17 protein-coding genes are annotated in these 16,931 nt (G+C 67.4%); 8 read left to right on the top strand and 9 right to left on the bottom strand.

Features of this window, described 5'->3' with window-relative positions:
* Window position 1: 1 nt before the first annotated feature.
* A complete protein-coding gene (locus tag A37U_RS0126910) occupies window positions 2-772 on the bottom strand; it encodes a helix-turn-helix domain-containing protein (protein WP_020499779.1) in 771 nt (256 codons plus the stop codon).
* 50 nt (window positions 773-822) lie between these two features.
* Here A37U_RS0126910 and A37U_RS0126905 point away from each other — a divergent pair, with 50 nt between their 5' ends.
* Entirely contained in the window at window positions 823-1,188 is a 366-nt protein-coding gene (locus A37U_RS0126905) for a DUF4345 family protein (protein ID WP_020499778.1), read from the top strand.
* 7 nt (window positions 1,189-1,195) lie between these two features.
* Here A37U_RS0126905 and A37U_RS0126900 read toward each other — a convergent pair whose 3' ends face one another.
* Both A37U_RS0126900 and A37U_RS0126895 read right to left on the bottom strand, forming a co-directional pair.
* Window positions 1,196-2,341 carry a GDSL-type esterase/lipase family protein gene (locus A37U_RS0126900; RefSeq protein ID WP_020499777.1) on the bottom strand — a complete coding sequence of 382 codons (1,146 nt, stop codon included), beginning with the start codon at window positions 2,339-2,341 and terminating at the stop codon, window positions 1,196-1,198.
* 5 nt (window positions 2,342-2,346) lie between these two features.
* Window positions 2,347-2,925: a TetR/AcrR family transcriptional regulator gene (locus A37U_RS0126895; RefSeq protein WP_020499776.1), complete on the bottom strand. Its 579-nt coding sequence runs from the start codon at window positions 2,923-2,925 to the stop codon at window positions 2,347-2,349.
* 143 nt (window positions 2,926-3,068) lie between these two features.
* Here A37U_RS0126895 and A37U_RS0126890 point away from each other — a divergent pair, with 143 nt between their 5' ends.
* Together A37U_RS0126890 and A37U_RS51915 are read left to right on the top strand one after the other, a co-directional pair.
* A complete protein-coding gene (locus tag A37U_RS0126890) occupies window positions 3,069-3,986 on the top strand; it encodes a DNA-processing protein DprA (RefSeq protein ID WP_020499775.1) in 918 nt (305 codons plus the stop codon).
* The gene (locus A37U_RS51915) at window positions 3,983-4,609 is read left to right on the top strand and encodes a hypothetical protein (protein WP_157183032.1); all 627 of its coding nucleotides are present in this window, start codon (window positions 3,983-3,985) and stop codon (window positions 4,607-4,609) included. Before A37U_RS0126890 ends, A37U_RS51915 begins: the two co-directional genes overlap by 4 nt.
* Window positions 4,610-4,740: 131 nt before the next feature.
* Here the strand turns inward: A37U_RS51915 and A37U_RS0126880 are convergent, their stop codons facing one another.
* Together A37U_RS0126880 and A37U_RS0126875 are read right to left on the bottom strand one after the other, a co-directional pair.
* Complete coding sequence (locus A37U_RS0126880; RefSeq protein ID WP_020499773.1) at window positions 4,741-5,931, bottom strand: arginine deiminase; 1,191 nt, start codon at window positions 5,929-5,931, stop codon at window positions 4,741-4,743.
* Between the two features lie 121 nt (window positions 5,932-6,052).
* Window positions 6,053-6,847: a CPBP family intramembrane glutamic endopeptidase gene (locus A37U_RS0126875; protein WP_205623036.1), complete on the bottom strand. Its 795-nt coding sequence runs from the start codon at window positions 6,845-6,847 to the stop codon at window positions 6,053-6,055.
* 102 nt (window positions 6,848-6,949) lie between these two features.
* Between A37U_RS0126875 and A37U_RS0126870 the strand changes: the two genes are divergently transcribed.
* A complete protein-coding gene (locus A37U_RS0126870) occupies window positions 6,950-7,942 on the top strand; it encodes an alpha/beta hydrolase (protein ID WP_020499771.1) in 993 nt (330 codons plus the stop codon).
* A 9-nt stretch (window positions 7,943-7,951) separates the two neighbouring features.
* Here A37U_RS0126870 and A37U_RS0126865 read toward each other — a convergent pair whose 3' ends face one another.
* Together A37U_RS0126865 and A37U_RS45440 are read right to left on the bottom strand one after the other, a co-directional pair.
* Entirely contained in the window at window positions 7,952-10,033 is a 2,082-nt protein-coding gene (locus A37U_RS0126865) for a YhgE/Pip domain-containing protein (protein WP_020499770.1), read from the bottom strand.
* Window positions 10,034-12,817: an MMPL family transporter gene (locus A37U_RS45440; RefSeq protein ID WP_083933851.1), complete on the bottom strand. Its 2,784-nt coding sequence runs from the start codon at window positions 12,815-12,817 to the stop codon at window positions 10,034-10,036.
* A gap of 177 nt (window positions 12,818-12,994) precedes the next feature.
* Between A37U_RS45440 and A37U_RS45435 the strand changes: the two genes are divergently transcribed.
* Entirely contained in the window at window positions 12,995-13,699 is a 705-nt protein-coding gene (locus tag A37U_RS45435; RefSeq protein WP_040588771.1) for a TetR/AcrR family transcriptional regulator, read from the top strand.
* Window positions 13,700-13,779: 80 nt separating this feature from the next.
* On the opposite strand, the gene A37U_RS0126850 is transcribed toward A37U_RS45435, so the two are convergent.
* Window positions 13,780-14,214, bottom strand: coding sequence for an Hsp20/alpha crystallin family protein (locus A37U_RS0126850; protein ID WP_020499767.1), 435 nt, complete (start codon window positions 14,212-14,214; stop codon window positions 13,780-13,782).
* 199 nt (window positions 14,215-14,413) lie between these two features.
* Here A37U_RS0126850 and A37U_RS45430 point away from each other — a divergent pair, with 199 nt between their 5' ends.
* Window positions 14,414-15,061, top strand: coding sequence for a hypothetical protein (locus A37U_RS45430; RefSeq protein ID WP_020499766.1), 648 nt, complete (start codon window positions 14,414-14,416; stop codon window positions 15,059-15,061).
* Here the strand turns inward: A37U_RS45430 and A37U_RS0126840 are convergent.
* Window positions 15,024-15,653, bottom strand: a complete 630-nt coding sequence (locus A37U_RS0126840) for an MBL fold metallo-hydrolase (protein ID WP_026197638.1) — start codon at window positions 15,651-15,653, stop codon at window positions 15,024-15,026. The two genes, A37U_RS45430 and A37U_RS0126840, sit on opposite strands and share 38 nt — an antisense overlap.
* 333 nt (window positions 15,654-15,986) lie before the next feature.
* On the opposite strand from A37U_RS0126840, the gene purS reads away from it, so the two are divergent.
* Complete coding sequence (gene purS / locus A37U_RS0126835) at window positions 15,987-16,226, top strand: phosphoribosylformylglycinamidine synthase subunit PurS (protein WP_020499764.1); 240 nt, start codon at window positions 15,987-15,989, stop codon at window positions 16,224-16,226.
* Complete coding sequence (purQ, locus tag A37U_RS0126830) at window positions 16,223-16,903, top strand: phosphoribosylformylglycinamidine synthase subunit PurQ (protein ID WP_020499763.1); 681 nt, start codon at window positions 16,223-16,225, stop codon at window positions 16,901-16,903. Before purS ends, purQ begins: the two co-directional genes overlap by 4 nt.
* The last annotated feature ends 28 nt before the right edge of the window (window positions 16,904-16,931 follow it).

The following is a 16,931-nucleotide window of genomic DNA, read 5'->3' as shown; positions in this document are numbered from 1 at the left end:
ATCATGACGCAGGATCACCCGGTTCGAGCACCGTGATACGCACCCGCCCGGCCAACAGAGTACTCGCGGGAAGGCCGAACATGGCCCGGAAACTGTCGCTGAAGTGACCGGGTGAGGCGAACCCGGCCACGGTGCTGGCCCGGGTCAGGTCATGTCCGGCCTCGATCGCCGCGGCCACGCAGAGCATCCGGTTCCACAACCGGTAGCGGCGAAAGCTCGTCCCGGTGTGCGCGGAGAACAGGTGCAGGAACCGCGAGCTCGACAGGTGCACCTGCTGGGCGAGCCGATCCGCGCTCGGGGCGTTCGCCGGATCGGCCCGCATGATGCGCAGCGCCACCCGGATCCGCTCATCGAGCCGCGCGGAATCCGGGTTCGTGAACAGTTCGCGCGGCCCCGTGGCCCGCACCCGCCGGATCAGCTCGCGTTCCCCGCTGAACCCGAACCGTGCCGCGCTCGTGTGTTCGCTCATCCGCTCCCGGATCCGCTCGGCGGCGGCCGATCCGGGATCCAGGTAGCAGAACAACATGCGGCCGTGCGCGGAAAGCAGATGAGGTTGTCGCGCGGGAATGAGGGCACTGCGCGCCCGCCGCTCACCGATGCCCTCGGCGCACAGCGTGAAGTCCGCGTCCAACCCGAGCGCGAAGCAGTCCACCGAGCCGGAATGCGCGCCGAGGCGCAGCGCGGGCCCCAGATACGCGGCCTGCCCCGGCCTGATCCAGATCCGGGACTCGTCCGCGGCACAGCACGTTTCCGGAAGCGCGGGATCGTCCACATCCCCGATGCTCGCACGGAAGCCGATCCGCCGGAGGAAACCACGCTGCCATGAGTACCGTCCTGATCCTCATCGTCTGCGCGTTCTTTCTCGGCATGGGCTGCTATGCGCTCATCGCCCCCGCCGCGCTGGCCCGGCCGTTCCGGCTCAGCGCAGACAGCTCCGAAGCGCGCGCCGAGGTCCGTGCGGTCTACGGCGGATTCGGCCTCGCCATCGCCGCCGTGCTGCTGCTCGCCGCGTTCGACCTCGATGGTATCCGCGAGGGTGCGGTGATCACGGTCGCCGCCGCGCTCGGGGGCATGGCCCTCGGCAGGCTGCTCTCCGCCCTGATCGACCGGCCGAGGGCGTTCTATCCCATCTGGTGCTACTTCCTCGTCGAACTGCTCGGCACCGCCCTGCTGCTCCTCGCGTGGTGACCAGCCATCACCGCACCAGTTCGGCGAGGTGTTTGGCGAAGCGTTCCCCGATGCGCCGGTGCGTCGCCGCGTCCGGGTGCAGCTCGTCGGGCAGCGGCAGTTCGGCGAAATCGGCCTCGCCGTAGAGCTCGCGGCCGTCGAGGTAGTGCAGGTTCGGGTCCTCGGCCGCGCGCCGCCGCACGATCCGGTCCAGTTCCTCGCGGATCACGGTGAGCGTCAGCTTCCCCGCGCTGCGTGCCTCGGGGTCGCCGGTCGCCCGGAACCGCAGCCGCCCGCTGCCCAGCGCCTCGAAGTCGAAGGCGGCGGGACCGGGAGTGTCCTCGTGGATCCGGCAGTACAGCGGCGAGATCACCAGCAGCGGCGCATCCGGGTGCCCTTCCCGGATGGTGTCCAGGAATCCGTGTACGGCGGGACCGAAGGCGCGCAACCGCATCAGGTCGCCGTTGACCACGTTGATGCCGAGCTTGACGCTGAGCAGATCCGCCGGGGTGTCGCGCAGCGTGCGGGCGGTGAACGGGTCGGCCATCGCGCTGCCCGCGAGCCCCAGATTGACCAGTTCGGTACCCGCGAGCGAGGCGGCGAGCGCGGGCCAGGTCGTGGTGGGGCTGGCCGCGTCCGAGCCATGGCTGATCGAGCTGCCGTGGTGCAGCCACACCGGGCGGGTGTGTTCGGTGATCGCTTCGATCGGGGCATCGGCGCGCAGTGCGACGAGCTCGGTGGTTTCGTTGTGCGGCAGCCAGATTTCGAGTTCCTTGGCGTGCCCGGGCAGGCCGTCGAACCGCACGGTGCCGACCGGGCCGGGTTCCCGCGTCGCGGATCCGGTGCGCAGATCGATGGTCAGCACGTTGCCGCCGGTCGCACCCGACTGCGCGGTGAGCCGGCCGTCGACGAGCAGGTCGTAGACGCCGTCCGGGCGCGGCGGGGCACCGATATAGGCGCGCTTGGTGCGCAGCGTGTCCAGTTCCACCACGGTGGCCGTGGTGCGGAACGCGAGTCGGACCCCGGAAGGCTGCGCCTCCGCCATCGTCAGCTGCGGATCGGCGGCCTGGGCACGGGCCCATGCCGGAAGTCGGTGCGGCAGCAGGCCATTCTCGGTGCGCTCCAGTTCGAGTGCCCCGCGCAGCAGCTCCGCGGTGATGGGTGTGCTGATCATCGTTCTCATTCCCCGTCGGTTGTCGCGTGGTTGCGCAGCAGCGCGTCCAGGGCCTCGATGGCCCAGTCCCAGCTCTGCCGCGCATCGGGAGAGCTGTGCGCGAATCCGCCCGCCAGTTCCAGGGTCACGAAGCCCTGGAAAACGCCGCCGAGCAGCCGGACCGCGTGCGTCTCGTCCGGCTCGTCCAAGTCATAGGCACGCAGGATCGCCCTGGTCAGTTGCGCATGCCTGGGCCCGGCACTCGCGGCGGCCGTCTCCGCGTCGAGCGGGTGCTTGGCGGCCGCGAACCGCCCAGGGTGCTCCCGCGCGTAATCGCGGTAGGCGTTCGCGAACGCGGAAAGGGCGTCCTTGCCCGCTCGTCCGGCCAGCGCCTCGGTCACCCGGTCCGCGAGCTCGGCAAGCGCAAACAGCGCGATCCCCGTCTTGAGCTCCGCCGAGCCCTTGACGTGCGAGTACAGGCTCGCGACCTGCACATCGAACCTTCTGGCCAGCGCCGAGACCGTCACCTGCGCGAAGCCGACCTCATCGGCCAGCTCCGCACCGGCGCGAGTCAGCCGCTCCGTGGTCAATCCGACACGTGCCATAAGCCTTCTCCCGTCTAGCTATAGCTAGCGTACATATACCTAAAGACTTTAGCTAAATGGGATCGAGTACGATCGAACCTAAGTTCGACAAATTCAGCGTGTCCCTTGCCCCGAGGGCACGCACCCACTCGGACACTTGGCGAGTGGACGACGCCGATGTGACTGAGCAGGCTGCCCTCCTGGCGCTGCTCTCGGCACGGTCAACCGAGCAGACTCGCCAGGAGATCGCCACCAATGTGCTGGCCGAAGGCAGCGCACTTGCAGTGTGGCGAGCAACCCAGCCTCCGACGCTGCTGGACCCGGTCGAGGAACTCGATCAGCTGACAGAGGCGAAGCAGACGATCATCGCGTGGCGCGCTGCCGGGCTGTCAATGCTCACTATCGCTGATGACCATTATCCGACGAAGCTGCGCGAGGTTCATCAGGCTCCGGCCCTGCTGTTCACCAAGGGGACAGTGGTTCCGAAGGACCGCGCTGTCGCCGTTGTCGGTTCACGGAATGCGTCAGCGGGCGGACGCGAGTTCGCCTCCCAGGTCGCCCGATCACTCGTGGCCGAAGGCATCACGGTAGTCGCGGGTCTTGCCGCCGGAATCGATACGGCAGCGCACTCGGCAGCGCTCGCGGCAGGCGGACGCACCGTTGCGGTCGTCGGTACCGGAATCGACAGGTACTACCCGAACGAGAATCGGGCACTGCAAGACCAGATCGGCGAAGACGGCCTGGTCCTTTCACAGTTCCTGCCTGGTTCAGCGCCGCGAAGCCAGCACTTTCCGCAGCGCAACGCCACCATGTCCGGATACAGCCTCGCCACCGTCATCGTGGAAGCCGGTGAACACAGCGGCACTCGGATCCAGGCCCGGCTCGCCGTCGAGCACGGTCGGCCGGTCGTGCTCACAACCTCCGTGCTGAACAACACCGACTGGGCAAAGGAACTCCGGCACCGACCCCGAGTGCATATCGCAAGCACGAGCGAGGAAGTCATCTCGATTGTCGGCGAGCTGGCGCGAGAAGACTTGGAGGTCGAGCGCGCCCTGAGCCCGCTCGGGACCGCCTCGGCATGACCGAGCCATCCGTAGATCACCTGCGCGTGATCCTGACACGCTCGGCCGGTGGTTATTTCCGCAATCCACTTCGTGAGCGGCTGGTCACCTGTTCCGTCTGCACAACACCGGTAGACGGCTTTGAGCGCTGTTTCCGGTGCCACGAACACCGCGCAACAGCAGGCGAGCTACTGGCCGATCGTGTCGGAATCATGACCTATGCCATCGCAGGTCGCCAGTCGGGCTACGTGATGCGCGGCTACAAAAGTGAACGCCCGCCACCCTTACATCAGCGCATCGTGGCCAGCACGCTCGGACTCGCACTGCACCACACCGCATGCGTGGAAGCGCTGGCTGGAACCCCAATAGCCCACTGGGCGAGTGTTCCCTCACTCGCCGGACGGCAAGGTGAGCATCAACTGCACCACTACGCCACCCGATTCGCGCGGACCACGGAGGTCCAGGTAGCCCCACGGGTAACGGACAACCCGCGCGGATTGTCGGGCGAACACTTCCATATCGCGCATCACCTACCAGAAAACGCACATATACTGCTGATCGATGACACCTGGACTACGGGTGGACACGCACAATCCCTCGCCCTGGCGTTACGTGCTGCGGTGCCCGGACGATTTCGGTACTGATCCTCGCCCGATGGCTGAAGCTCGAATACAACGTCACGCGAGCATTCATTCAGCAGCGGCTGACGGACGACTACGACGCCGCGATGTGCCCGTGGACCAACTCGATCTGCCCCTGAGCTAGACGGGGTTGCTCAGAGCGGGGCGCGGTCCAGTGGACAGGACATGCAACGCGGTCCGCCACGACCGGAACCCAGTTCCGAACCCGAGATGGGCAGCACCTCGACCCCCGCGTCGCGCAGCCGCGCGTTCGTCTCGGTGTTGCGCTCGTAGGCAACGACCACACCGGGGGCCAGCGCGAGGGTGTTGTTGCCGTCGTCCCACTGTTCGCGTTCGGCGGTGACCGGATCGAGCCCGGTGTCGATGACCCGCAGCCGCCCGATCCCCATGGCCTCGGCAGCGGCGTCGAGGAAGGGCACCGGTCCTTCGACGGTGACCCCGTCTCCGTTGGGGCGCACCGGATACGCGTCGAGGCTGTCCCGGATGGCCGGGTACATGACCACGGCATCGGTGTCGACCATGGTGCACACGGTGTCCAGGTGCATCGAGGCGCGCTGCTGTTCGATGGGCACGGCGAGCACGGTGTGCGCGAGCTCGTCGCGGAAGGCGCTGCGCGCGAAGGATTCCGCACCGGCCGGGGTGGTGCGCTCGCCGACACCGATGGCGAGCACGCCCGGGGCGAGCGCGAGCACATCCCCGCCCTCGATCGGCGCGGAGTGCGCACCGTAGGCGCGGGCGGTCCCGGCGAACCGCGGGTGGTAGGCGTACACGATGTCGGTGATGGCGGATTCTCTGATCCGGGCCGGAAGCACGAGCGAGGCGATCGCCACCCGGTCCCCGACCCAGGCCGAGGAATCCCGGGTGAACAACAGGTTCGGCAGCGGCTCGATGAGGAAATCGGCGGGCTGGTGCATCCGGCGCACCAGGGAGGCACCTTCGGCGGCGGGCAGTTCTTCGAAGGTGAGCCCGGCCATCAGCACCCCGGCCAGGTCCTCGGGTTTGAGCCCGCTCAGGTGCGAGCGCAGCGCGTCGGCGAGATCGAGCCCGATCCGCCGCTCGACCACGGCGGAACCGATTCCCGCGGCCCGCGCGCGCTCGTCCTCGAGCGCGGTCGCGAGCAGTTCACCGAGCAGCAGCACCTCGATGTCCCGCGAGCGGAGCAGTTCGGCGAACGCGTCGTGTTCCTCCTGCGCCCGCCCGACCCAGGGCAGGCCGTCGAACAGCAGCTGGTCATTGTTGCGCGGGGTGAGTCGCTTGAGTTCCTTGCCCGGACGGTGCAGCAGCACGCTGCGCAGCGTGCCGACCTCGCTTTCCACGCTTCCCATGGTTTCGGAGCGTACTCGCAACCACGTGCCGGACCGAGAGCTGACAACGTATTCGATCGTGATTCGCCACAGGACCTACGGATTGTTGTGCGAATTCACGATCTAACCAATTGATCGTTGCTCAGCGCAAGAACGGTAGCAGCGGGGCGAGCAGCGCATAGCCGACGAACGCGATCAGATCGATCAGGCTGTGCGCGAGCACCAGTGGCCAGAGCCGGTTGGTCCGCTGCCACACCCGCCCGAACACCAGGCCCATGAGCAGATTGCCCACGAATCCGCCGAACCCCTGGTACAGGTGATAGGAACCGCGCAGCACGGCGGCGATGAACAGCGCGCTGTTCTCCCTGGCCCCGAACCGGCGCAGCCGGGTCAACAGGAACCCGACCACCAGCACCTCCTCGGCGACCGCGTTCGCGACCGCGGAGATCACCAGCACCGGCACCCGCCACCAGGTTCCATCCAATGTGGACGGTGCGACGTTGAGGTTCGCCCCGATCGCACGGGCGGCGAAGTACAGGCCGAGCCCCGGGATGCCGATCAGCGCGGTGAGCCCGGCCCCGCCGAGCCAGTCCCGCCCGGTCACCCGGCGGGCGAGCCCGATCGCCCGCGCACCGATCCCGCTGCGGTGCAACAGGTACAGACCGAGCGCCGCCCAGGCGAACAGCTGCAGGATCCCGGCGAGCTGGGTGAGCAGGTCGAGCCAGTCCGCGCGCGCCTGCGGGGCGTTGATCGCCACGGTCTGCTTGTCCAGCGGGGTGGTGCGCAGCAGCGAATCGAGCAGCGAGAGCAGGCTGCGCAGCCCGGAGAGCCCGAGCGTGATCGCGAAGACGATGACGAGCTCGATGACGATGAGCCGCCGCTCGCCGCGTTCGGCCCGTGACTCGAGCGGCTTCGCGGGGTTCAGCCAGTCACGCAACACAACGGGAAAGTTACCGGTGACCAATACCGGGGATACGCGCACTCCCCGCGAAGGGTTGTTTTTTCCGGATGATCGATTCACCGCGGATAAAGTCCGCGTATGCGTATCGGAAGCAAGACGGCGAAGGCAGTGTTTTCGCTGTTGGCGGCCGTACTACTCACACTGAGTGCCACCGGGGTCACCAGTGCGGCCGCGGCACAGCGCCAGGCGGACGACGGTGCGCGCGTCTACCAGGAACAGTGGATCGGCCCGCGGGAACTGGATGTGCGGATGCAGTCCCCCGCGCTGGGCAGGAAGGCGAGCATGCGGTTGCTGCTCCCGCCCGGCTGGGCCAGGACCTCGCCACGGACCTGGCCGGTCGTGGACCTGCTCGGCGGCTGCTGCGAACCGGCCCACGACTACCGGTCCTGGACGGATTTCACCGATATCGAACAATTCGCGAAAGACAAGAACGTCATCGTGGCCATGCCGAGCGACGGCATCAATGGCAATTACTCCGACTGGTGGAACTTCGGCAAGTACGGTCCGCCGAATTGGGAGAAATTCCATCTGGACGAGATGCGCCAGATCCTCGAACGCAATTACCGCGCGGGCACGAAACGGGCGATCGCCGGGCTCTCCGCGGGCGCGTACGGCGCGATGGAGTACGCGAGCCGCCGCCCGGGCATGTTCGGTGCCGCCGCGGCCTTCAGCGGGATCCTGAACACCCGCGCGCCCAGCGGGCAGGTCTCCGTGCTCTTCGGCACCCTGCGCAGCGACCAGGTCCCGTTCGCGCTCTGGGGAAACCCGGTCACCCAGTCCGGCATCTGGCGGGCGCACAACCCCTTCGACAATGCGGACAAGCTGCGCGGTACCCGGCTGTTCGTCTCCGCAGGCAACGGGCTGTCCACCGATCTCGACCCGCCGGACCAGACTCCGGCCGCGAACCTGCTCGAACCGCCGACCCTGGCGAACTCGCTCGGTTTCGTCGCCAAGCTGAAGCTGCTCGGTATCCCGGTGACCACCGACTTCTACGGCGCGGGCACGCACTCCTGGCCGTACTGGTTCCGTGAACTACAGCGCGCCTGGCCGCTGCTGACCAAGGGCTTCTGAACCAGGATTCTAGGCCCCCAGCCGCAGCTGCCGCGCGGGAAGCGAACGGCGGCGATCGGTGACCACGATGCTGGCCAGTCCGCCGACGATCAGCCAGGCGAGCAACTGGATCAGCCCGCTGGCCAGCCCGTCCGATCCGGTGGTCACCGAGCGCACGGCCTCGATCGCGCCGTTGGTCGGGAGTAGCCCGCCGACGGTGTCGAAGAAGCCAGGCACGGTGCTGACCACCCCGCTGGCGATGGTGAGCACGAGCACCGCGAAGGACAGGAATCTCCCCGGTCGTTTGAAGATCGCGATCACGGCCTGGTTGAGCGCGACGAAGGAATTCGCGGCGAGCACGAGCACCCCGAGCAGTTCGAACCAGTGCGCCACACCGAGACCGAGGAAGGGCAGCAGTACGAGGCTGATCACCGCGGCGGCCGCGGTCGCGATGCCCGCACCGGGCAGTGCGGCACGGAACACGATCTTCCAGGTCGGTTCCCGTGAGGTGAGCACCTCGGGTGGCACCGCGCGGGTGAGCATGTACAGCGCCAGCGCGAGCGCCCACAGCGCGACGGCGAGGATCAGCGCGATCGCGAACGGGCCGAAGTCCGGGCCACCGAGCGCGTTCGCGAGCGCAGGATTCGCCGCGACCGTCTTCAGGTGGTCCCTGCCGTCCTCGGAGTAACTGGGCACCTGCTGCTTGCCCTTGTCCAGCCCGCCCGCGAGCTGCCCGGCGCCGTCGCCGAGCTTCGAGGCACCGTCCTGTAGTCCGCCGACGCCCTTGACGAGTTCGGGTGCCTTGTCGGCGAGCTGCTTGGTCCCGTTCGCGAGTTGCCCGGTTCCGCCCTGCAGCTTGTGGATCCCGCCGTCCAGCTTGCCCGCGCCATCGGCCGCTTTCCCGATCATGCCGATCATCTGCGGTGCCTTGTCGGCCAGCTGCTGGTTGCCGTCGGCGACCTGCCTCGCACCCTTGGCGAGCGCGGCGGTTCCGTTCTTCGTGTCGACCGCCGCCTGGCGGATCTTGGCGAGCTGGCCCTTGGTGTCGTCGGACTGCCCGGCGAACTTGTCCGCGGTCTGTTTCAGTCCGGCGCAGAACTGCGGGGCCGCACCGGATGCCTCGCACTGCGCGGCGATCTGCTGGAACTTCTTGGCCACTCCGTCGGTGGAGGGGAGGGAATCGATGAACTTGATGATGCCGTCCGCCATCGGGCCGATCTGGTCGGCCATCTTCTGGTTGCCGTCCGCGACCTGTTTGGCCCCGTCCGCGAGTTTGCGCATCAGCGCGGGCATCTGCTTGGTCTGCTCGGCGCCCTGCTGCAGCCCGTTCGCCAGCGCGCCCGAGCCCTGGGCCAGCTGGCCGATCCCGCCGTTGAGCGTCTGCGCCCCGGTGTCGAGCTGGTTCGCCGCGCCGCTGAGCAGTTTCGTGCCGTCGGCGAGCTGACCGGTGCCACTGGTGAGCTGGCTCAGCCCGTCCTTGACCTTGCCCGCACCCTGCGCGGCCTTGCCGATCATGTCGTGCATACCGTTGAAGCCGACATAGATCTGGTCCAGATAGGTCTCCACGACCTGCTGGTTGAGCGTGGCGACGGTGGCCTTGGCGATATCGCTGCTCATCATCGGGTCGACGACTTTGCCATTGCTCGAGGTCTTGATGTCCACATTGGCCTGGCGCGCCGTTTTCGGATCACCCTTCATCGTGACGCTCGCCGCGGAGGTCGCGGATTTGGAGAAATTCTTCGGGATGGTGACGACGGTGGCGTATTTTCCGCTCGCCAGTCCGTCCTTGGCATCGCTTTCGTTGGTGAGGCTCCAGTCGAAACTGGAGTCCTTGTTGTCGATGATCTTCCCGGCGAGTTCGCGGCCGAGCGGGAGCAGCTGCCCCTGGATCTTCACCGGCTCGTCATTGTTCACCACGGCGGCCTGCGCGCTCCCGCGGTTGGTCCCCGGTGCCCAGAACGCCCAGGCGAGCACGCCCACGATCAGCGAGGGCACGATGATCAGCCCGAGCCAGGTGCGCCAGGTGACCGGGCCGGTACCGGTCGAACCGGCCGCGTTCGCGAACGGCCGGAAAAGCGAGCCGAATCGGGACTTGCGTTGCGGGTCGAACATTCAGTTGACCTCCGCGTCCTGGATCGTGAGGGTCTGTTCCATCGTCGGGTCGTCATTCGCGGGCGCCACGTTCGCGGGCCGGTTACCCAGATCCACCGAGACGGTCCCCGCGGGTAACAGGTCGAAAAGCAAGGTGGGGGACTGACACGTTAGCGCCACGCTCGCCGGTGTTCCATCCCCGCCGATGGGGGCGGAGAGCACATCCCGGAGGATCGCGCGCTCCTCGGTGTTCACCACCAGATCGGCATCGTCGAGCAGGATCAGCCGGATCCCGTCGCGGAGCGCGGCGCGCACCTCCTCGCCGGGATGGTTGGTGGTACGGCAGGGAATGAGCGCCACCCGACGGCGGATCGCGTGCGCCCGCTGCGGAAGCACGTTGCCGAGCACCTTCAGATCACCGTCGATGCGCCGCACCCGCCCGGCGAGCGTGTACAGCAGCGCGGACTTACCGGACGGGGCCGGTCCGCTGATCGCCAGCACGCCACCGCGCGGCAGGTGCACCGCGAAGTCCGAGAACACGGTGTGGTTGCGGTCATCGCCGAGCCGCAGCCGGGCCGCGTTGATCGCGTCATCGGATTCCGGGCTCGGCCAGTCCTGCAGCCGCAGCTCGTTCATCAGGCCGTCGCCCTCGGCGTCGAACACCGGCAGGCGCCGCTCCAGCCAGCGCGGCAACCACCAGGCGTGCTTGCCCAGCAGCGCGAGCACCGCGGGGACCAGGATCATCCGCACGATGAACGCGTCCACGAACACCCCGATCGCCAAGGAGAACGCCATCGGTTTGATGGGCCCGTTCCCCTCCGGGACGAAGGCGGCGAACACCGCGAACATGATGATCGCCGCGGAGGTCACCACGCGGGAGGCGGAGATGAACCCGGTCTCGATCGCCTGGCGCGGGTCGCCCTTGTGCACGAATTCCTCGCGGATCCGGGTCACGAGGAACACCTCGTAGTCCATCGCGAGACCGAAGAGCACACCCATCAGCAGGATCGGTAAGAAGCTGATCACGCTGCCGGTCTTCGGGATGTTGAACAGATCGGCGAAATGCCCCTGCACGAACACGAAGGAGGTCGCCCCGAACGCGACGAGTACCGAGAGCAGATAGCCCGCCGCGGCCTTGATCGGCACCCAGATCGAGCGGAACACCATCGCGAGCAGGATCAGCGAGAGCCCGACCACGAGGATCCCGAACGGCAGCAGCGATCCGGCGAGCTGATCGGAGACGTCGAGCGCGACCGCGGTGATTCCGGTGATCGCCGTGGAGACCCCGTACTTGTCCTGGAAATGTCCTTGCAGCGAACGGATCTTGGTGACCAGCTGCTTGGTCTGTTCGGAGAACCCGTCCCCGTCCGGGACCACCTGCATGATGCCGGTGTCCGCGGTCGCGTTCGGAGTGGAGATCGGCACCGCGGCCACCCCGGGCAGATCCCGGACCTCGTCGGCGATCCCGTTCATCACGCCGATCGGATCGTGGCTGCCGACGATGTTCGCGGTCACCATCAGCGGGGCGTTGAACCCGGGGCCGAAATGCTCGGAGATGGTGTCCCAGGAATCGCGCGGCGCGGTGCCGACCGGTTCCTGGCCGTTGTTCGGCAGGCTGAGCGTGAGATCGCTCGCGGGCAGGGCGCACACCCCGAGCCCGGCGATCACCAGCACCACGGTCAGCGCGGGGACCTTGGTCACCGCCTTCACCCAGCCGCGCGCGATGCGGTGCCTGGGCTGACGGCGCGGTTTGGTGTTGCCGTGGTTGCGCGGGCGAGCCGAACGCGGGCGCAGTTTCTCCCCGGCGAAGGCCAGCAGCGCGGGAATGAGCGTCACCGCGACCAGTACCGCCACCGCGACCGAGAAGGCCGCGGCCATGCCCATCACGGTCAGGAACGGGATTCCCGCCACGAACAGCCCGATGAGCGCGATCATCACCGTGGTGCCCGCGAAGATGACCGCGGATCCGGCGGTCGCGGTCGCCCTGCCGATCGACTCGCGCACCTCCAGTCCCTCGCCGAGCTGATCTCGATGTCGGGACAGGATGAACAGGGCATAGTCGATCCCGACCGCGAGCCCGAGCATGATGCCCAGCAGCGGGGCGGTGGAGTTGATCTCGATCACCGCGGTCGCGGCATAGGTCAGCCCGACGCCGATCCCCACCCCGATCAGCGCGGTGAGCAACGGCATCCCCGCCGCGATGAACGAGCGGAACATCAGCAGCAGCACGATCAGCGCGATGATGACACCGAGCACCTCGGTGATGCCCAGCTGGGGAAGCGGGTTGTTGAACGCGTTCCCGCCGAGCTGCACCTTGGCCTCGTGGCCTATCTGGCGCGCGAGGTCATGCGAGATATTCGACAGCTCGTCCTTGGTCTGCTGGTGGATGTTCTGCGGCTGCGCGTTGATCTGCATCTGGATCAGCGCCGCCTGGTTGTCCTTGGCGATCTGCCCCTTGGAGTTCTTGTCGAACGGGTTCCCGGCCATGGTGACCTGATCGACCTTGGCCATCCGTTCGGTGGCGGTGGACACCGCGGTCCTGACCGCCGGGTCGTGGATGTCCATACCCTTGGGCACGACCACGATCGCCTGTCCCTGCGAACCGCTCACCTGCGGGAACACCCGGTTCAAGTGGTCGAGCGCGTCCTGGGCGGAGGAGCCGGGAATGGTGAAGTTGTCCTCGGTGCCCTTGTTGAACAGCATGTAGGACCCGCCGACCAGGATGAGCACCACGAGCCAGGCGGCGAGCACGAACCAGCGAGCGCGCGCGGCGGCACGACCAAGGCGGTACAGGAACGAAGACAATGTTTTGGCTCCCGGCTGTGCTCGAAGCTGTTCACCACGATGAACGATGCGCGGTCTCGACTGTGTCAACTCAGGCCGCGACACCACTCGATACATGACGTATCCTAGATGCACAGTGTATTGAACGCTGTATGTGTTGAGTCACGTGGGCAGGACGGGCCGGGAGGCGCTGGAGTTATGACAGTTCGAGGTGCTGGCGACCAGCTTGCCGATCCCGGGGCCCCGCGGGCGAAGACCTCACCCGGTGGGGGTACCCGCAGACGCGCGGAAACCCGGCGGCGGCTGATGGACGCCGCCTATGAGGTGTTCACCGAACACAGTATCCGGGACGCCCCCATCGAGCTGATCTGTGAACGCGCCGGATTCACCAGGGGCGCCTTCTACTCCAACTTCGGCAGCAAGGAAGACCTGTTCCTCGCCGTCTTCGACGAGCACATGCGCACCCAGGTGGACAATCTGCGCAGCACGCTCGCCGAGGTGCTCGGGGACGCCGAGCTGCGCGATCTGACCTCGCTGCGCGCGGCGATCGGCCGGGTCAGCGCCGTCTATCTGGAACCGCTCGTGACCGACAAGAGCTGGCACCTGATGACCATCGAGTTCAAGGCGATCGCGCTGCGTGATCCGCAGCTGCGCGCCGGGTTCCGGGACATGATGAACCAGCTGGACAGCCAGCTCTCCGAGGTACTGGCCACCCTGTTCACCAAAGTCGGGGTGGAGCTGACCATGCCGGTGGAGGACGTGGCCTCGGTGCTCGCGACGCTGTACGAGACGGCCGCAGAGCGGGTGATGTTCGAGGGCGAGCTCACCCCGATGGAAAGCCCGTTCATCACCCAGGTGCTCCCCCGCCTGCTCACCGCGGCACTGATCACACCGCCGCAATAAAGCCCCGGCAATGAAAAAGTGCCTCCCGATACCGGGAGGCACTTTTCGTACGGACCTTCACTCGCTCGGTTCGCGAGCTCTTAGTTGGCGAGCTCCTTCGCCCCGTTGACCGCGATCGTGCGCGCCTTGGCCTGCTCCACGATCGGAATGCGCAGAGTGAGCACGCCGGCCTGGTAGTCGGCGGTGATGTCGTCGGTGTCCAGGGTCTCGCCGAGGAACACCTGGCGGGACTGGGTGCCGCGGCGGCGCTCGGCGATCTGCACCTTGGCGTCCTCGCCGTACTCGGGAGTGCGCTCGGCCTTCACGGTGAGCACATTGCGCTCCACCTTCACCTCGATCGCGTCCTCGGCGACCCCGGGAAGGTCGAAGCTGAGCACGTACTCGCCGTCCTTGGCGTAGGCGTCCATGGCGAGGCTTCCGGTGCGGCTCGTCCAGCCGTTGTTCCGTCCGGCATTGCCCTGCCCATTGAAGAACAGGCGGTCGAGCTCACGGAAGGGTTCGGTACGCAGCAACATGGTCTTCTCCTCTCGCTGACCAGCGGCTCCTGCCGACTGGATACACCCTTGACAACGCACGACTCAAGTTTCTTGTTTCCGTAACGATCTATGAACTGGATCACAGCACCGATGTTCGAGTGAGAGTCTTCGGACAAGAGTCGAGGCGCGGTCGCCGGGCCGTCATGAGCTGGTCACCGAACGCGGCTGTACTCGAGGTATGGACACCCGGCTGGTGGTCTCGGTCTCCGATATCACGCACCAGGGACAGCGCTGGTGCGCGAACTTCCTCGACGCACTGCACGCTCGCGGGGTGCCCGCCTCGCTGCTCGTCGACCCGCTGCGGGTACGGAAGGTGCGCGACTGGCTCGCGGAGCGCGCGGAACTCGGCGACGCGATCGTGACCCGCCCGGAGGTCCGGTTCGCGACCCTCCCCGCGCACGAGGCAGGGCTGCGGCTACTGGCCGCACGGCGGGCGATGGACGCGGCCGGGCTGCGCAGCCATGCCTTCGCCGCGCCAGGCTGGCACGCCTCCATGGGAACCCTGGTCGCCTTGCGGCGCAACGAATATCTGGTGTGCGCGCGACGCACCGACCTGATCGGTCTGCACAGCGGAGATCTGCACAGCGGAGATCTACAGAAGCTGACGGTCATCCGTGGCCGGGTCCGCGAACCCGGCATCGCACTGCACGCGCACATCGACCGGACCGCACGGCGCGGCGGGCTGGTGCGCCTCGATGTGCCCGCGGGCACCGAGATCACCCCGGTGCTGCGGGCCGTGGACAGCGCACTCGCCAGGGGCGCGAGGGCGCTGACCTACGCGGGATTCGCTAGAGAGCGGTCTGCTGCCCCTGCTCGAGCACGGTGAACGCGGTCTCCTCCGGGAGCAGATTGCCGATCATGCCGTGGAACATCGCGGGATTCGCGTGCACCGCCTCGTGGATCGGCACCGCCACCCGCGGCTTGGCCACCCGCGCGAATCCGATCGCTTCGGAGGTTTTCAGCCACGGTCCGGAAATCGGCACCCCGAGCACGTCGATCTCCTGTGGCGGAACGAAAAGCGAGTCGCCGGGATGATAGAAACCGCCGTCCTCCACGAGGAAACCGGTGTTCGAAATGACCGGAATGTCCTCGTGAATGATCGCGTGCTGCCCACCGGTGGCCCGCACCTTCGCCCCGCCGAGGGTGAGCTCGTCACCCGGGCGCGCCACCGTGAACTCCAGGCCCTCCACGAGCTTCGCCGCCCCGGCGTCCACCACCAGCCGCGCCCGCGGGTTCCCCTCGAGCAGCGCCGGAAGCGCCTCCGTGTCGAGGTGATCGAAGTGCTCGTGGGTGATCAGGACCGCGTCCAGATCGGTGAGCCCGGCGTACCCCGTCGAGAACGCGCCCGGATCGAAAAGCAGCCTGGCCCGTTCCGTCTCCACCAGAACACAAGCATGTCCATAATGGACAAATCGCATCGATTTTCTCCTTGTCTGGCAAGCATTATCGCCACGCACTGTGCTAGATCGAATCGACAAACGCCTCACCCAGCGCGCTCCGCGAACAGCTTACTCGCGTCCCGCACCGCGCCGGGTCCACAAGCCCGGCGGCGATGAGCGCGCCGAGCCGTTCGGAAACCGTGCGCGGTGCGAGCCCGGCCGGGGCCGGGCGCTCCCGATCGGCGCCGGGCGCACACGCTCGGTGAGCCGCGCCACGCGGTCCTACCTCCCAGGACAGCGCCCCGAGTTCGCCGGAAGCGAACGGCTACGATGAAGCCGTCACGCCAACCCCACACCATCTGGAGCACGCACGTGGCACGAGTCGTCGTCGAGGTCATGCCGAAGCCGGAGATCCTCGACCCGCAAGGGCAGGCCGTCGCGAAGGCGCTGCCTCGCCTCGGGTTCACCGGTATCGGCGAGGTACGTCAGGGCAAGCGTTTCGAACTGGATGTCGACGACTCCGTCGACGATGCGGCGCTGCACCGGATCGCCGAAGAGTTCCTGGCGAACACGGTGATCGAAGAGTTCACGGTGCGCAGGGTCGGGTCATGAGGATCGGGGTCATCACCTTCCCCGGCTCGCTCGACGACGGGGACGTGGTGCGCGCGGTGCGCCGCTGCGAAGCCGAGGCGGTCCCGCTCTGGCACGGGGACGCCGAGCTACACGGGGTGGACGCGGTCGTGGTCCCCGGCGGGTTCTCCTACGGCGACTACCTGCGCTGCGGCGCGATCGCCCGGTTCGCCCCGGTGATGGGGCCGGTGCTGGAGGCGGCCGCGGGCGGGATGCCGGTGCTCGGCATCTGCAACGGTTTCCAGATCCTGTGCGAGGCCGGGCTGCTTCCCGGGGCGCTCACCCGCAACGCGGGGCTGCACTACGTGTGCCGGGACCAGTGGCTGCGGGTGGAGAACACCCGCACCGCGTGGAGCACCCGCTACGAGCCGGGCGCGGAGATCCTGGTTCCGATCAAGCACGGTGAGGGCAATTACCAGGCCGACAAGGAAACGATCGCCGCGCTCGAGGCCGAGAACCGGATCGTTTTCCGTTATATCGAGGAGAACCCTAACGGTTCGCGCGCCGATATCGCCGGAATCTGCTCGGCGAACGGACGCGTTCTCGGCCTCATGCCCCATCCGGAACACGCGATCGATCCGCTGACCGGCCCGAGCGACGACGGACTCGGCATGTTCTATTCCGCACTCGACTCTTTGGTGAAGGTGACGAACGAGTGAGCATCGACGGAGGAACGAGGGAGGAGCG

Source organism: Sciscionella marina DSM 45152 (genome assembly GCF_000379465.1).
In the GTDB taxonomy this organism is placed as follows: Bacteria; Actinomycetota; Actinomycetes; order Mycobacteriales; family Pseudonocardiaceae; genus Sciscionella; species Sciscionella marina.
This window is presented reverse-complemented; position numbering and strand designations above follow the sequence as displayed.